Genomic DNA, 16,497 nt, shown 5'->3' with positions numbered 1-16,497 from the left:
TCGTGCGCAGAGGTCAATATTTCAACGACTCGCATTTAGTCCGCCGCGCGTTTGAGATCATCGAAATTGGCGTTATCGATCTGGGCTAACAATAACTGGGCAGCACCTAGCAAGTCTTCGGTCCCCTGGAGTGCTTGTTCGAGTCGCCCCGCTTCGGCATCATCTTCTAGCTCGGAAGCCATTTCACCGACCATGTGGCTGAACGCGGACAACATGCCTGCCAGCTTGTGAGCTTCTTCCCGAATGGCACCGGTATCGCTCGCTTCCGCAGCAATCGCGAGTCGTTCCAATCGTTCCGGAAGACGCTGCTTCAACGTCTCTCGCATCTGTTGGAATAGATCTTCATCTTCGCCACAGGCCCCCAACAAAATCGAAGCGGTGATCAGGTTCGACATCGTTTCAGGCGGTGGGGCGGCATCGTCTTTTTCGGGGACCAGGCCTTGAATCGTTTTCAGTAGATGCTTCGAGTCAATCGGCTTCGAGATGTATTCGTCCATCCCTGCCTCCAGACACTTCCGACGGTCCTCGGCCCGGGAACGCGCGGTCAGCGCGATCACTGGTAAATGTTCACCACGTGGCTCTTCATGTTCGCGGAGCATTTTGACAACCTGCAGGCCGTCCAGTTCCGGCATGTGCACATCCAGAAGCATGACATCAAATCCACCACGAATCGCCATATCAAGCGCCTCGCGGCCCGTCGACGCCATCCGCACGTTATGTCCGTGCGTTGTTAGAAGGCGTTCAATCATCGCGGAATTGAACTCATTATCTTCCGCCACCAGAATATTTCGTCTCGTTTGCATGGGGTTAATCGTCTTACCTGGCCTCGATCGTTGATCGGCGGAAGCAAGATCGCAGGTTCCCTTGCGGCTGACGGCTTTGACGATTGTTTCAAGCAGTTCTTCCTGCTGCACAGGCTTTAACAGACGGGCATCGATCCCAAGTTCCCGCGACCTTGCCAGATCGCCAGGTCGATCACCAGAAGTCAGCATCACAATCCTTGTCGCCGCCATCGGCGTCCATTCTCGAATTCGCGAAGCAAGCGAGAGACCATCCGTCTCCGGCATTCGCGCGTCGAGCAACACCAGTTCGTATGGATGCTCGCTGTTAACCGCTTCCCACAGCGCATCACTGGCGCTGCCCGCGTCCTCGACACAGTCCGCCTCCATCTTCCACCGACGCAGTGTCGATTCCAGAATCCGTCTGTTGGTCGCGTTATCGTCCACCACCAAAACTCTCAGACCCGCGAGGTCCGCGTCGGGACTTCCTGATTCGGCTTCGTCCTTATTTGTTTGCAAACCAAAGTCAGCGGTAAAGGAGAACTTGCTCCCCTGGCCTGGTTCACTTTCCACAGCAATGGTACCCCCCATCAATTCAACCAGACTTGCTGCGATCGAAAGCCCTAGTCCGGTTCCGCCATACTTGCGTGTCGTCGAGGTGTCTTCCTGCTGGAACGCTTCAAAGATCCGCGATTGCATCGACTTGGGAATACCGATCCCAGTATCGTTCACCACAAACTTAAGGGTGCAAGGCTTGTCGCCTTCTGCTTCCTTCACTTGGCAGATCGATACAATCACTTCTCCGGTTGGCGTAAACTTGATGGCGTTACCAATCAGGTTCAAAAGAACCTGACGCAGTCGAACTGGATCTCCGATCAGCTTCTCTGGCGTCTCTGGCTCGATTTCGCAGATCAGCTCGATCCCCTTCTGGTGGGCACGTGCCGCCAAGGCCCGAAGCGTATCGCCCACCATTGTACGGAGTGAAAACGGTGCTTGTTCCAGTTCCAGCTTGCCTGCTTCAATCTTCGAGAAATCGAGCAGGTCGTTGATAATCCCCAACAGGTTATCCCCGGCCGACTTGACCGTCTTCAAGCATTGCCGCTGCTCGCCACGCAGCTCCGTATCGAGCACCAGTTCGGTCATTCCCAGAATCGCGTTCATCGGAGTGCGGATCTCGTGACTGACGTTCGCCAGGAACTCATCCTTGGCGAGATTCGCATGTTCCGCGACCTCTTTCGCCTGGCGGATTTCTTCTTCCAGACGCTTACGCTCGGAAATGTCTTCAATCACCAAAATCGCGTGCAATGGCTTGCCATGGGCATCGCGTTGCGCCGAAATAAATACATGCACCCAAGCCGTCGAGCCATCTTTGCAGACTAAACGTTTTTCTTCCGAATAGCTGTCGAGCATGCCATCGATCAGCGCGCGAAACTTCTCGAGCGAGGCCCCCTTCTCGCGTTGATGCGTGATCTCAAACAATGAGAGATGGAGCAATTCTTCGCGACTATAACCAATCATGTCGCAGAACTTCTCATTCACCCGGAGAAAGCGAGCCTCTGGACTACTATGCGCCATACCAACGGCAGCATTCTCGAACGTGCCGCGGAATCGTTCTTCGCTATCACGCAATTGATTCTCGGACGATTTCCGGTTTGTGATATCTTCCGACAGTCCCGCGATGCGATTCACCACCCCCATATGATCTGTCAAAGGAAACGACCGCCGACGAATCCATCGAACGCTGCCATCGGGACGGATAATGCGAAACTCGGTCGCTGGGAAGTGGCCTTCCTTGAGCTGGGCCTTGCTGCGCAAAACAATGTCGCGATCTTCTGGATGGACAAATTCAATTTGTTCCTGCGGATTCTCATAGAAGCTCTCGCACGAGCGTCCCCACACTTGTTCGTAGCCAGGGCTCACGTAGATCAGCTTGGTTTTATCCGGATCCATGATCCAGAAGATCTCGCGAATGTTCTCTGCCATCTGGCGGAATTGTTGTTCCATCTCCCAGCGGAAGTCGGAGATCCGATCCGCCATGCGATTGAAACCTTCAGCCAGGCGGCCTAGTTCATCAGACGAGGACACAGGTACTCGGTAATCGAGTTTATCTTGCCGAAGCGCTTCGACGGCACGATCGAGCTCGTTGATTGGCCGGGTCACGCGGTAGGTCAGCTGGATGAGTACCAGCGCCGAGAGCGTTAACGCCACCAGTGTCACGCCAGCGACGACCAGACCGCTGTGCCGGGCATCTCGCCTGGCAATGATCCCTTCCTGCTGCATGAAGTTCACGTTGACCTCCCGAAAATAACGACAGTCTTCTTTCGTCAACGTTAACGCAGGATGGACAACGTTGACGTAATCGTCGAACGCTTCGTGGCTGAATTCTTCCCCCAACAACGCGTCACTCACCTGACGAAACTGCTCGACATGAACACGAGCCAATTTGAAGTTGTGATGATCCTGTTCCGACTCAAGAAGTGGTTCTAAATCGACGCAGGCCTGATCGAAAGCCTCTCGATCGGCCTTCAGCTTGGCATGGGCCTCTTCGGTTTGGCCATTTAACGCCATCAAGATCGCTTCGTCTTCTTCTTCGAGAAGGGTGATCATCTCGACAGCGATGTCGATCGTTTGCTGGTGCGTATTAAGCGTATCGCCCATACGTGCTCCCATCTGTTCGATGGTGACAATGCTCCAGGCCCCGGCGCTGCCAATGGCGGCCAATAGAAGAAACCCGGCCACCAGAAAATGAGTGCGAAGATGGCGAAAATTCATGAAGTGTCCTTTGGTCGGTCGCAAGCTCTCTCCATCCCTTTCTGTCAGCACGCATTTAGTGCGTCCGGCCTCGATAATTTCGGAACCACTTATCTTATGCGAGTGGCATGCCGACAGAAATAATTCTCTCTACGGCTTGCCGTTAGAACCGGAACTCCGTTAGAAAGAGAGGCTGACAGGGACGACGTGTCCTGCTTCTTTCGCATCGTAGCAAACTGGCTGGTAGATGGCATCTGTTCTGGTTATCGACGACGATCCGGATCTTGTTCTTAAGCAGGTGCATTCCATCCTCAAGGGTATGGATATTCTGGTCGAGTCGGCCACGACCGGCGCAGCAGGTGTTCAAATGGTTTCGGAATTGAAGCCGGAAGTTGTCCTGCTGGACCTGCGTTTGCCAGACGCCTCGGGACTGGATGTCTATCAAGAGATTCGCCAGATTGATGCCCGAATTCCGGTCCTCTTTATCACGACCGCCAAAGGGGCAGATACCGCGATCGAAGCGATGAAACAGGGAGCCTATGACTACCTGTTCAAGCCGGTCGAACTGCGTCAACTGGAACGAGTCGTGCATGAAGCCCTCGAGGTTTCGCAGCGTATGCGCGAGCCAACGGTCGTAGCCGAGACGCTGCCAGAAGAGGACATCCAGGGTGCAATCATCGGTTCGTGCCCAGCGATGCTCGAAGTCTACAAGGCGATTGGCCGGGTTTCAGGTCAGGACGTTCCAGTGCTGATTACCGGAGAGAGCGGCACTGGGAAAGAGATGGTCGCAAGGGCCATCTATCAACATAGCAACCGGGGCAACGCGCCTTTTCTGGCTCTCAACTGTGCCGCAATTCCTGAAAACCTGCTTGAAAGTGAGCTCTTTGGTCACGAGAAGGGAGCCTTCACCGGGGCCGATCGTCGCCGCATTGGCAAGTTCGAGCAATGCAACGGCGGCACGCTGTTTCTCGATGAAGTGGGCGATATGCCGCTGGCATTACAGGCCAAGCTGCTGCGGGTGATTCAAGAACAATCGTTCGAGCGCATCGGTGGCAACGAGTCAATTCAAACCGATGTCCGGTTGATTGCCGCCACACATCGCGACCTGAAAACCTGGTCGGAAGAAGGCAAATTCCGGGCCGATCTTTATTACCGTCTCAGTGTTTTTGCTGTGCACCTCCCTTCCCTGCGGGAACGGGGAGACGATTTGCGAATGCTGGTTCAGCATTGCCTCCGTCGTTTCAGCCGCGAGTTGGGGCGGAACGTGAAGGACGTTTCCCCAGATACGCTCGAACTTCTGCAGAATTATGCCTGGCCAGGGAACATTCGCGAGCTGCAAAACGTTTTGAAACAGGCACTGTTACGGGCCACCGGCGACGTTCTTTTGCCTGCCTTTTTGCCCGACCTGATCGAAGGAAGCACAGAATCACCTGTCGAAACCGACGGTTCTCCGAACCCAGAACTGGAACGTTTGGTCCAGGAACTGCTTGAATCCAACTCGACCGACATTTATTCCGTCGTTCATGGACATGTCGATCGAATGCTGCTGAAAAAGGTCCTTGAGTTCACCGGAGGCAGCCAACACAAGGCGGCCAGGGTACTTGGGATCGCCCGGCAGACCCTTCGCGTTAAGCTAAAAGATCTGGGAATCAGCGTTACCTTAAACGTCGAAAACGAAGACGACTAACGCGGGTAGCACCCAAAAAGTGCTTTCCTTTGGGAAACGGATTTACCTGTCTGGCAATTTTCTTTTCCAGTTGGAAGCCTGATTACGATGTCTCACGGCGCACAATGGGCGTCGTTTCTTGATCGTACTCCACCGGCAGTTCACCCGACGATTGCCGGCGTTTCTGGCGTAAACGCCCATTTCCGAAGTTTGGGGCGTGTCCGTTTCAGAAACAAAACGGTCCGCGTAGCACAAGCGTCCTTGGATGGATCGGCTTATTCTACATCGGTCGTATCACCCCCATGCGACGTAGCCCCAGACGATCTCTTTTCCGATATTACGCTTCCTGGTTTGATTGCTCAGGCCACCGAAGCATTTCTTTCATTGTCGATCTTCGAGGGTAGCCTGATGCAAGAGAACAACTGTTCAACATCGATTCGTATGCGTTCCGCATTTACTTTGGTCGAGTTGCTGGTGGTCATCGCGATTATCGGCGTATTGATCGCGCTTCTGTTACCAGCGGTACAACAAGCTCGCGAAGCAGCGCGGCGTTCGCAGTGTCGTAACAATCTAAAGCAGATGGGGCTAGCGCTACATAACTATCACGACGTCTTCCACGGTATGCCCCCATCGACGGTCCGTGCTCCTTACACTGAATCTTCCGGCTGGTTCGGCAAGCCTGGCTGGGGTTGGGGCGCCTTGATCTTGCCTTACGTCGAGCAGCCTGCCTTGCACGAACAACTAGGGGTTACCTCGAACCGTTTGACGAACTACGCGACGATTACCAACATGATCGAATTAACGCAGACCTCGCTGCCAGTCTACCTTTGCCCTTCTTCGCCAGCGCCGGAACTGAATGCCGAGTTCAAAAAGAATGCCTTCGCGACCGAAGATGTCCCGGCGACCTCGAACTACAAAGGGGTCTTTGGTTCGTTTAACGAAGGGGCGACCAGTGGGGGGCCGTCCGATTGTCCCAGCGGTTGGTATCGCGGATACTGCTTCGGAGCGGAAACCGGAATCTTTGGTGGCGGAAGTCATACAAGATTCCGCGACATCACCGACGGCACCTCCAACACATTAGCCATTGGCGAAGTGACCTATGGCGATCTTGGGGATGGAATCGACCGAATGGCGGCTGTCTGGGTGGGGATGTACGACGGATCAGGCTACAGCGGAAATGATCAAGTCGTTCGTGTCACTCAGGAATCACTCGCAAACACGACGGCTCGTCGCATCAACGGTACTTTCCGAAACGCCTACAGCTCGCACCATCCCGGCGGTGCCCAATTTGTATTTGCCGATGGCTCGGTCCATTTTCTGCCGGAAACGATGGATGGCGCCACCATGGAAAACCTCGCCGATCGCGCCGACGGTAACACGATTGGACAGTACTAGTCGTTACCTTCGTTTTGACTTTCATCATCCTTCAGTGGCCAACGATCATGCGCGTTCCAGATTCCGCCAACTCCCGGCAACTTGCCAAGTACTATTCGCTTTCGCTCTTGTTGTTGCTGCTGGGCACGATCGGCTGTCAACGTTCAGCTGCTGATATCGGTTGGGTCAGTGGCACCGTGACCCTCGACGGTGAGCCCGTTAGCCAGGCAATGGTGACCTTCACTCCTCAAACCGGTGGACGCGAATCGTTCGGCGTCACCGACAAGTCAGGCGTCTACAAGCTGCGTTATTCATCCCAAGAGATGGGAGCCAAGATTGGGGGCCACGAGGTGCGTATCTGCCCCGTCGGTGTCGAGCCTCGGCAGCCGCTCACAAAACAGCAGCCTGCCGAAGATGGTCTTCCGGGTCATTACTACGGAAACGACTTTCTTGTGCAACAAGTGGCCGCCGGGCATAACACCATTGACCTGAACCTCAGCTCGACTCCACCAGCCAAGCCGACCGAGAAACGATGAACTATTCCGCCGCCGAAATGGTAAACGACTTCCCAGCTGAGAAAGTCTGAATGTCGAGCGGACGCTTGGTGCCGGTGCCAAGTACCAGCGTGACAAATGAATCGCCGAGGACCCGACACTCGTTGCCGTGCACTTCGATCGCCGTCGCCTCGTCGATTCCGATACCAACGAGCCCAGGATGATCTTGCACAGCGTAAAGCAATCGGTTCATACGATTTCGGGCCAGGAAGTGTTGGTCGATGATCGCCCCCGGCAGCAGATCGAACCCCACACCCATCACTGGAACTGGCTTACTATGCGCGATCATTGTTTGACATTGAATCGCCGCCCCCGCAGACGTTCCACCGACGACACCTCCCCGTGCGAGCAATGCCTTCAGTTCACGTTCGACGGCGGTGCCTGCGTACACGTTGGAAAGCCTTGTTTGCGAACCACCGCCGATCCAGACGCCACTTGCCTCTTTCAGTTCTGCGACGAACTCTTCCGTATCCGCCACCTTGCGATCGGTCGTGTGCAGGACTTTCACACTGACGGCACCTCGTCCTTTCCAACGGGAGACAAGACGCTCTTCGGGATCGGGCTTTTCCGAGGCTGTCGGAATGACCACGATCTTCGCCGTATTTCCTCCCGCCAGTTCCATAAAACGATCGACGATCGTGGAAGGCAACCCTCCGCCGCCAACGATGATCAGGGCACCTTTCGGCGGATTGGAGAACGTCGCCTCGTCTCCGAAGCCAGAAGTAATCAACAGACCAGCGATCATCCATGCTGAGAGCATTCGCACGATCATTTACGGTACCTCTTGCGGACAGTGTGCTTAGGCGTTGACCAGTTTCATGAGACTTTCGACGTAGCGTGTCCCTGAGAACGCCGACTGTGGGGCGACCTCCTCGATTTGTTTCAATTGCTCGTCGGTCAGATCAATCTGCAGCGCCACCAGATTTTGCTCCAGGTATTTGACCTTCTTCGTTCCGAATACCGGGATCACGTGGTCGGCCTGCTTCATCACCCAGGCCAGTGCGAATTGAGCGGAAGTGAAGCCACTTTCGGAGGCGATCATCTCAATCTGCCGAACCACCTCCAGATTCTTGTCGAAGTTGTCGCCTTGGAATCGTGGTGAGTGACGACGATAGTCATCTGCTTCCAGGTCCTCGAAACGTTTCAGACTGCCTGTCAAGAATCCACGCCCCAAGGGGCTGTACGCCACGAAGGTAATTCCCAGCTTGCCGCACGCATCCATGACGCCGTCATCGACCGCGTCACGACTCCAGATCGAGAACTCGGTTTGCACCGCCGAGATCGGATGAACGGTTACTGCCCGTTGAATAGTTGCGACTGATGCTTCGGACAACCCGAGATAACGGACCTTACCCGCTTCGACCAGTTCCTTCATCGCGCCGACTGTGTCTTCGATCGGCACATTCTGATCGACGCGATGCTGATAGTAGAGATCGATCGTGTCGATCCCCAGTCGCTTCAGCGAAGCGTCACAGCATTGGCGGACGTAATCGGGATGGCCATTGATTCCTCGCTTCTGAGGATCGTTGGGATCGCGAACGATGCCGAACTTGGTCGCAATGAACGCTGACTCGCGCCGATCTCGGATTGCCTCCCCGATCAACATTTCGTTAGTGTGGGGGCCGTACATGTCGGCCGTATCAAGAAAGTTCAGTCCGGCATCGAGGGCTGCGTGAATGGTGGCGATTGACTGCGCGTCGTCGCGGACTCCGTAGAGGTCGCTCATGCCCATGCAGCCAAGTGCGGCTGCCGAGACGAGACAACCATCGGGACCTAACTTTTTGTATCGCATCTGCCGCTACCTTTTCCTGATCGCATTTCGTTTCCAGGCTTCACATTGACTTTGCTAAGGCTGGAAACCGAAGTCGAGAATTGTTGTCACGGTACACGATAGCGGTTCGGGCCCTGGCAACCTTACTTTTCCAAGCCGGTTTTATGCCTTTCCGAGTCATCCTGACGCACAATAGCCAACTCCAAGCTATCTTTGCAGGTTCTTTACGTCTAACCCCACAGTGGTGGCATCCTCCCTTGGATCGTCGGACTTGGCAAGTTACAACGATGAGAATCGCTTTCCCGCTTAGCAGAATCTAGTTGCACCAACCGCACATCTGTTGGACTCATGAAACTAACCGCGAAAATTGTCGGCATCTTTCTTCTGGGTATCGTGCTGCTGACGACCCTATATGGGTATCTCACGGTTCAAAGCGAATACCAACAGTTTAAAGAAACCAAACTTCAAAACGCTGCATCGCTCGGAAACGAAGTTCGCGAAACGCTGGTCGTGGCCTGGAAGAACGGCGGGCATCAAGGTGCCATTCAATTGGTATCGAGTTTTGCCAGCCGTCATCAACAAATGACCATTCGCTGGGTCGCCCCAGGCAGCTCGCAGCAGACCGAAACGACACCGCCGCCATCGGAAGAGTTAAAACGAGCCACTCCCGAAGCAATGGTGTCGATGACAACACGCGATGCGACCGGCAAAGAACACTATCAGATCTACTACCCGATCGATGTCGAAAAAGATCGAGCGGGTTACGTCGAATTTACCGTCCCACTGGACGACGTCGCCGAATACACCCGTATGACCACGTACCGCACCATGTTAATCATCGGGGCGATGCTCGTATGTGGCGCGGTCGTTTCGCTGCTGGGTATCCGCCTGGTCGGCCGTCGCCTCGAGAAGCTGGTCGACAAGACGCGCCGCATCAGCAGCGGGCAGTTCGACGAACCGGTCGAGATTAGCGGTAATGATGAGATCGCCCAGCTAGGTTCCGCCCTGAATCAAATGAGCGACCAGCTCAACCAGCAGCAACAAGAGATCCGCGCAGAGTCGGCCGCACGTCTCGCCGCAACGGAACAGCTACGGCACGCGGATCGTTTGAAAACGGTCGGTCGCCTCGCTTCAGGTATGGCGCATGAACTCGGTACGCCACTGAATGTTGTTTCAGGGCGTGCAGGATTGATCGCTTCCGGGCGACTAAGCGACGAAGAAGTTCGCGACAGCGCTGTAATCATCAAGTCGGAAGCGGATCGCATGGCGGCGATCATTCGGCAACTTCTCGACTTCGCCCGCCGCCGCGAACCGCAGCGATTGCCAATTAACCTGGAAGACGTCGTTCAGAATGCGGTCAGCCTATTGCAACCGCTTGCCAAACAGCGTCAGGTCGAATTAGTCGTCACGGAAACCGTTCCCAACAAAGCCGCTGTGGACTCCGGCCAGATCCAACAGGTTCTTACCAACCTGATCGTCAATGCGATCCATGCCAGTCCCGCGGAATCGCAGGTTCGCATAAGCCTGACAACTGTCTCGGCATTGCCACCTCATTCAGAGAGCCTTGATCCGCTGCCATTTGCTTGCATCACGGTCGAAGACGACGGCACCGGCATCTCGGAAGAAGACATGCCACATCTGTTCGATCCGTTCTTCACGACGAAAGAAGTTGGTGAAGGAACCGGGCTGGGGCTGTCGGTTTCGTACGGAATTGTCGAAGATCATAGTGGCTGGATCGATGTTGCCAGCCAGGTCGGCCGAGGAAGCCGATTCTCCGTCTTTCTTCCCCAACAGGTGGCGTAAATGGACTCCAATTCGCAAGGCCGCATTCTGATCGTCGACGACGAGGCGAACATGTGCCAGTTGTTAGAAGTCGATCTTCGCTTGCGGGGCTACCAACCCACCTGGCGAACATCGGCGGAGGAAGCGTTGGAGCTGGTCAAGTCAGAAGATTTCGACGTTGTGCTGACCGACCTGAGAATGCGCGGACTCAGTGGGACAGAGCTTTGCGAACGGATTGCCGCCAACCGGCCTGATATTCCGGTAATCGTAATGACCGCGTTCGGCAGCCTCGAAACGGCCGTCGCCGCGATTCGCGCTGGCGCGTATGACTTTGTAACTAAGCCGATTGAGATGGAGATCCTTGCGATCACACTACAGCGTGCGGTGACGCATCGCCAGCTTCAAGAGAAAATCAAGGTCCTCAGCGAAGGAACCGAATCTACGGCCCACTTCGAATCGATGATCGGTAGCAGCCCTGCCATGACACGGTTGTACGACCAGATCTCGCGAATTGCGACGACCGAAACCGCCGTCCTGGTTTGCGGTGAAAGCGGAACCGGTAAAGAGCTGGTTGCCAAATCGATCCATCAACGAAGCCGTCGCAGCCAGGGACCATTCGTCCCGGTGAACTGCGCTGCGCTTCCTGAAGCTTTGCTCGAAAGCGAATTGTTCGGTCACGCCAAAGGTGCCTTCACCGACGCCAAGGCTCAACGACGCGGGCTCTTTCTACAAGCGGAAAAAGGGACGCTGTTCCTCGACGAAATTGGCGAGTTGCCTTTGGCCATGCAGCCAAAACTGTTGCGAGCGTTGGAAGAAGGACGCGTCCGTCCGGTGGGTGGCGATCAAGAAGTCCCGTTCGATGTCCGAATCGTTACGGCGACTAACCGCGACTTGCTCACGGAAGTCGAAGAAGGACGCTTTCGCGAAGATCTCTTCTATCGCATCAATGTGATTCAGCTCGATCTTCCTCCCTTGAGGGCACGTGGGACTGATACTTTGATGCTGGCTCAAAGGTTTGTCGAGCAATCGGCGAAAAGATCGCAGCGAAACGTCACAGGCATCTCGGAACCTGCAGCCGAACGCTTGCTGAACTACTCTTGGCCTGGCAACGTCCGCGAACTGCGGAACATCATGGAGCGGGCCGTCGCATTAACACCATTCGACAAGATCGCCGTCGATGACCTTCCTGAGAAGATTCGCGACTACCGCAGTTCGCAGGTCTTCATCGGAGGGGACGACCCGAGCGAACTGGTCCCCATGCAAGAGGTCGAGCGGCGTTACGTCCTGCATGTGCTGCAGGCCGCCGATAATAACAAATCGGTTGCCGCTCAGATCCTCGGTCTCGATCGAAAGACCCTCTATCGAAAATTGAAACAATATGGCGTGAGCGACTCGGACTAGTCCTTCGCCCTGTGCGCGTTTTCAGATCGTACGCTTCAGGGAAGATCCGTCACTCGGGTCTTCCCTTTTCTTTTGCGATTGCAGCACTCGCTTACCCGGCACTCCGCTGCCTTCTTATCGCCAAATCGCCGTGGCACATTGACCCGGTGGGGCATTATGCCCCGCGCGGTTCGCTCGATTTCGCGTAAACCCCTGTGAAACAGGCACTTTTCGCCTCTGGCACGACACTTGCCTTTAGGTCTGGCACGAGTGGTGACGAGCCACATGACGTTATCCGTCGACGTCCGATACCGGCCGGCGACAAGCATTCATCAACGGCTAAACAACAGAACAAGGAACGATCTAGTGGCAACCGATACCAAGCACGCAGTTCACGATCGCATCAACGAACTGACTGAGGAAATCAAGATTCGAAGTGCGCCCTTTTGTCGCCTGCTCGACGAGATGGGACGCGTCATCGTCGGCCAGAAGCAGCTTCTGCATCGCATGCAGGTCGGCTTGCTCACCAATGGTCACTTGCTGATTGAAGGCGTCCCAGGGTTGGCCAAGACGACTGCGGTTGCTTGCCTGGCGAAGGGAATTCAAACCGGCTTCCAGCGAATTCAGTTCACGCCTGACCTCCTTCCGGCGGACTTGATCGGAACGCAGATCTATCGCCCGCAAGATCAGAAGTTCGCCATTCAGAAAGGTCCGATCTTCTCGAACCTGATCCTGGCGGACGAAATCAACCGTGCTCCGGCCAAGGTTCAAAGTGCCTTGTTGGAAGCAATGCAGGAACGCCAGGTGACCATTGGTCATACGACCTATCAACTGGACGACCCATTCCTGGTGATGGCAACCCAGAACCCAATCGAACAGGAAGGGACGTATCCGCTGCCGGAAGCTCAGATGGACCGCTTCATGCTGAAGGTGATGGTGGGGCATCCGAGCCGTGACGAAGAGATTCAAATTCTCGATCGTATGTCGCGGACGAAGACATCGATGGAAGTGAATCCAGCGCTGACGCCAGAAGAGATCATACGGGCCCGTGATCTGGTCGACGAGATCTACGTCGATGGGAAGGTTCGCGATTACATCGTCGACCTGGTCATGGCAACCCGCGAACCCGCTTCGTTCCACCTGCCAATTGCGGACTTGATCCAGTACGGGGTTTCGCCTCGTGCGACGATCAACCTCACCTTGGCCGCCAAGGCGAACGCTTTCTTGCATGGACGTGGATACGTGGTGCCAGGCGATGTGAAAGAGATTGCACTCGATGTGCTGCGTCATCGCGTCATTATCACTTACGAAGCCGAGGCCGAGGAAAAGACGTCGGACGACATTGTCCGCTCGATCCTCGATCACGTCCCGGTTCCTTAATCGAGCATCATTCCCCCCCGCGTTTGGCCGACCGGCCTCGGCTCGGCCAAACGCGTCTCCTTAAAAACCACCCAGGCACCCGGTTTCACAAGAGATTCCCAACCATGATCCCTCGCGAAGTCTTACAGAAGATTCGCCGCATTCAGATTCGGACGTCGCACCTGGCGGACAATCTTTTGGCGGGTCAGTATCACTCGGCCTTCAAAGGTCGCGGGGTCGAATTTGAAGAAGTTCGTCCCTATCGAATTGGCGACGACGTCCGCGCGATCGATTGGAACGTGACGGCCCGCTCTGGCGAACCGTTCGTCAAGCTATTCCGTGAAGAACGTCAGTTGACCGTCACGCTTTTGGTGGACCTGAGTGCCTCGCAAGGGCTCGGAACGCATTGGCAAACCAAGCGCGAACTGATCGCCGAACTCGGAGCGACGATTGCTTATTCCGCGATGAAGAACAACGACAAGATCGCCTTGACCCTCTTTACCGACGGCATCGAGAAGGCGATTCCTCCCCGTAGCGGATCGCGGCATGTGCTGCGGGTCATTCGCGAACTCCTTTACTGTCAGCCCATGGGACATGGTACCGACATCACAACCGCCCTTGAGCACCTCAATCGCACGGCCAAGCGTCGCTCGGTCGCGTTCCTGGTAAGTGACTTTCAAGACCGTGGCTATGAAAAGGCCCTCAAAGTTGCCAGGCGGAAGCATGATGTGATCCCGATCGTCGTGACCGATCAACGCGAGTTCGAGCTGCCCGATGTCGGACTGCTTGAACTAGTCGACTCGGAAACGGGCGAAATCGCGATGATCGATACCTCCAGCCGCAGGCAGCGACGCCTGTACGCGGAACGAGCTCGAGAAATCGCCACCACACGCGATCAGTTGTTCAAACGGCTTCGCATGGACCCGATCTACGTGAGCACTGGCGACGACTTTGTTGACCCACTACGCAAGTTTTTCCACCAAAGGGAGTGCCGTCGATGAGAACTCATTTCAGGAACACGACCTCCATGGCCTTGGCGATGCTCGCCCTAGTGGGAGTCGCGGGGAATCTGCTCGCAGCGCCCACCAGCGATGCAATCTCCCGCAGCGCCAAGCAAGGGCCCGTCGATGTTACGGTGACCTTGGCCAAGTCGAACGCCCAGATCGCGGAACCGGTCGAGCTGACGGTTTCGGTCAAAGCCCCGAACAATGTTGCCATCACGCTTCCACAAGAACAGAAGGCACTTGGCACGCTAAATGTACTTAAGTCGAGTGACGTCTCGGACGTTCCGACCGCCCATGGTCGCCAGTGGGAACGAACCTACCAGATCGAAAGTCTGGTGCCCGGAGAACACACGGTTCCGCCCATTTCGATCGTCTATACCGATAGGCGTGAACCGGCCGCCACAACCGAGACGCTGGAAACACCTGAGATCGCGTTGAATGTTGTTAGCGTTCTGGAAGGCGAGCCCGATCCACTTCAGTTTCGCGACGTGAAGGATGTGGTGAGCATGGCTCCAGAGCAGACCGATTCGCTGGCATGGGTTGGCTGGTCGGTCGGAAGTGCCGCCACGCTGGTTTGTGCTGCCGTCGCTCTGCTGGTCTGGCCAGGTCGAACGCGTCAGCTCACGCCGAAGCAGTGGGCATTGAAACAACTTCAGCAGCTTCGCGATAGCGAAGTGATGTCGGAAGGTGATACCGAGCAGTTTTATGTTCGCCTGACCGACATCGTCCGCCAATACATCGAACGCCAGTTTGCGATTGCCGCACCGATACTCACCACTGACGAGTTTCTGGCCGAGGCAACGCAGCATCCGTCCCTTCAGGAAGAGCAACGAGCCTCGCTTCGCGTCTTCCTGTCGCTGGCCGACCTGGTCAAGTTCGCCCAGTTCCAGCCATCGGCCGAAGACGCGGGACTGGCCATCGACAAAGCAACTGACTTCATCCAACAGTCCGCAAACCAAGCCGACGCAGCAACAACGAATAAGGAGACAAACTAATGTTCCAAGCAGCATCTGCCTGGTATTTGTTATTGCTTCTGCTGGTCCCCTTGCTGGTCTGGCGGATGATTGCTGGGCGTCGCCGCACTGCGGTCGCGTTCAGCTCCACGGGCTGGCTCCATGGTCTCACTCCGACCTGGAAACAGCGTCTTGCCTGGGTTCCCTCTGCAATGCGTGTCGCGGCGATTATCCTCTTGATCGTCTCTTTGGCACGCTTGCAGGAGGGACGCAAGCAAACGGTTGCCGACAGCGAAGGGATCGCCATCGAGATGGTCGTGGATCGTTCCGGAAGCATGCAGGCCATGGACTTTGAAGTCGACGGTCAGCCCGTCGATCGACTGACCGCCGTGAAGGATGTCGCCCAGAAGTTTATCTCTGGCGGCGACGAACTCGACGGCCGCAGTAACGACCTGGTTGGCCTGGTCACCTTCGCCCGCTACGCCGATGGCATCGCACCGCCGACGCTTGATCATCCTTACACGATCGGACAGCTCGATCGCACCAAGATTGCCACCGACCGCAACGAAGATGGCACCGCGATTGGCGATGCCATTGGCCTGGCTGTCGAAAAGCTCGCTGCCCTGGGCGAAAGCGATCAACGCAAGATGAAGAGCAAAGTCGTCATCTTGCTGACCGACGGCGAGAACAACGCCGGTGATATCGATCCCGTAATGGCGGCCGAGTTGGCTTCGACCATGGACATCAAGGTTTACACGATCGGTGTCGGTACCAAGGGGCGTGCCCCGGTGCCGGTTGTCGATCCGTTCACCGGACAGCAAACCTTCCAGTGGGCCCAAGTCAACATCGACGAAGACACGCTGAAGAAAGTGGCGGAAGCAACCGGCGGCCAGTACTACCGAGCTACCGATACCGCTTCGCTGGAAAAGATCTATGCCGAGATCGACCAGCTTGAAAAGACTCGCGTCGAAGACAAGCACTTCGTCGACTATCGCGAACTGGCCATTGAACCGATAAACGCTGGCTGGGCCACCGTGCCGCCGCTGGTTCTGATCGCCTTCTGGCTGCTGGTCGGCCAAATCGTGTTGAGCAATACCGTCTACCGCAAGATTACCGAGTGAGTG

The 16,497-nt window shown here is 55.7% G+C and carries 12 protein-coding genes; 9 read left to right on the top strand and 3 right to left on the bottom strand.

Going from position 1 to position 16,497, the window contains the following annotated elements; all coding sequences use genetic code 11:
• Positions 1 to 35 precede the first annotated feature (35 nt).
• Positions 36 to 3,551, bottom strand: a complete 3,516-nt coding sequence (locus AB1L30_RS12205; RefSeq protein WP_367013701.1) for a response regulator — start codon at positions 3,549 to 3,551, stop codon at positions 36 to 38.
• A gap of 226 nt (positions 3,552 to 3,777) precedes the next feature.
• Between AB1L30_RS12205 and AB1L30_RS12200 the strand changes: the two genes are divergently transcribed.
• The 3 genes from AB1L30_RS12200 to AB1L30_RS12190 all read left to right on the top strand — a co-directional run bounded on the left by AB1L30_RS12200 (position 3,778) and on the right by AB1L30_RS12190 (position 7,106).
• Positions 3,778 to 5,217 (top strand): sigma-54 dependent transcriptional regulator, encoded by a 1,440-nt coding sequence (locus tag AB1L30_RS12200; RefSeq protein ID WP_367013700.1) that lies wholly within the window; start codon positions 3,778 to 3,780, stop codon positions 5,215 to 5,217.
• 420 nt (positions 5,218 to 5,637) lie between these two features.
• The gene (locus AB1L30_RS12195; protein WP_367013699.1) at positions 5,638 to 6,591 is read left to right on the top strand and encodes a DUF1559 domain-containing protein; all 954 of its coding nucleotides are present in this window, start codon (positions 5,638 to 5,640) and stop codon (positions 6,589 to 6,591) included.
• A gap of 47 nt (positions 6,592 to 6,638) precedes the next feature.
• Positions 6,639 to 7,106 carry a carboxypeptidase-like regulatory domain-containing protein gene (locus AB1L30_RS12190; RefSeq protein WP_367013698.1) on the top strand — a complete coding sequence of 156 codons (468 nt, stop codon included), beginning with the start codon at positions 6,639 to 6,641 and terminating at the stop codon, positions 7,104 to 7,106.
• A gap of 1 nt (position 7,107) precedes the next feature.
• On the opposite strand, the gene AB1L30_RS12185 is transcribed toward AB1L30_RS12190, so the two are convergent.
• Both AB1L30_RS12185 and AB1L30_RS12180 read right to left on the bottom strand, forming a co-directional pair.
• Complete coding sequence (locus tag AB1L30_RS12185) at positions 7,108 to 7,884, bottom strand: cyanophycinase (protein ID WP_367013697.1); 777 nt, start codon at positions 7,882 to 7,884, stop codon at positions 7,108 to 7,110.
• A 39-nt stretch (positions 7,885 to 7,923) separates the two neighbouring features.
• Positions 7,924 to 8,916, bottom strand: a complete 993-nt coding sequence (locus AB1L30_RS12180) for an aldo/keto reductase (RefSeq protein WP_367013696.1) — start codon at positions 8,914 to 8,916, stop codon at positions 7,924 to 7,926.
• Positions 8,917 to 9,243: 327 nt separating this feature from the next.
• On the opposite strand from AB1L30_RS12180, the gene AB1L30_RS12175 reads away from it, so the two are divergent.
• The 6 genes from AB1L30_RS12175 to AB1L30_RS12150 all read left to right on the top strand — a co-directional run bounded on the left by AB1L30_RS12175 (position 9,244) and on the right by AB1L30_RS12150 (position 16,494).
• Entirely contained in the window at positions 9,244 to 10,698 is a 1,455-nt protein-coding gene (locus AB1L30_RS12175; RefSeq protein ID WP_367013695.1) for a HAMP domain-containing sensor histidine kinase, read from the top strand.
• The gene (locus tag AB1L30_RS12170) at positions 10,699 to 12,078 is read left to right on the top strand and encodes a sigma-54 dependent transcriptional regulator (RefSeq protein ID WP_367013694.1); all 1,380 of its coding nucleotides are present in this window, start codon (positions 10,699 to 10,701) and stop codon (positions 12,076 to 12,078) included. It abuts the gene before it with no gap.
• A 444-nt stretch (positions 12,079 to 12,522) separates the two neighbouring features.
• Positions 12,523 to 13,437, top strand: coding sequence for a MoxR family ATPase (locus AB1L30_RS12165; protein WP_367014096.1), 915 nt, complete (start codon positions 12,523 to 12,525; stop codon positions 13,435 to 13,437).
• Between the two features lie 104 nt (positions 13,438 to 13,541).
• Positions 13,542 to 14,417, top strand: coding sequence for a DUF58 domain-containing protein (locus AB1L30_RS12160; protein WP_367013693.1), 876 nt, complete (start codon positions 13,542 to 13,544; stop codon positions 14,415 to 14,417).
• Positions 14,414 to 15,415, top strand: coding sequence for a hypothetical protein (locus AB1L30_RS12155; protein ID WP_367013692.1), 1,002 nt, complete (start codon positions 14,414 to 14,416; stop codon positions 15,413 to 15,415). The genes AB1L30_RS12160 and AB1L30_RS12155 overlap by 4 nt, the downstream gene beginning before the upstream one ends.
• Positions 15,415 to 16,494 (top strand): VWA domain-containing protein, encoded by a 1,080-nt coding sequence (locus tag AB1L30_RS12150; protein WP_367013691.1) that lies wholly within the window; start codon positions 15,415 to 15,417, stop codon positions 16,492 to 16,494. Before AB1L30_RS12155 ends, AB1L30_RS12150 begins: the two co-directional genes overlap by 1 nt.
• Positions 16,495 to 16,497 lie beyond the last annotated feature (3 nt).

Source organism: Bremerella sp. JC817, from assembly GCF_040718835.1.
Lineage (GTDB): Bacteria > Planctomycetota > Planctomycetia > Pirellulales > Pirellulaceae > Bremerella.
The sequence above is the reverse complement of the archived record's forward strand: the minus strand, read 5'-3'. Positions and strand labels throughout refer to the sequence as shown.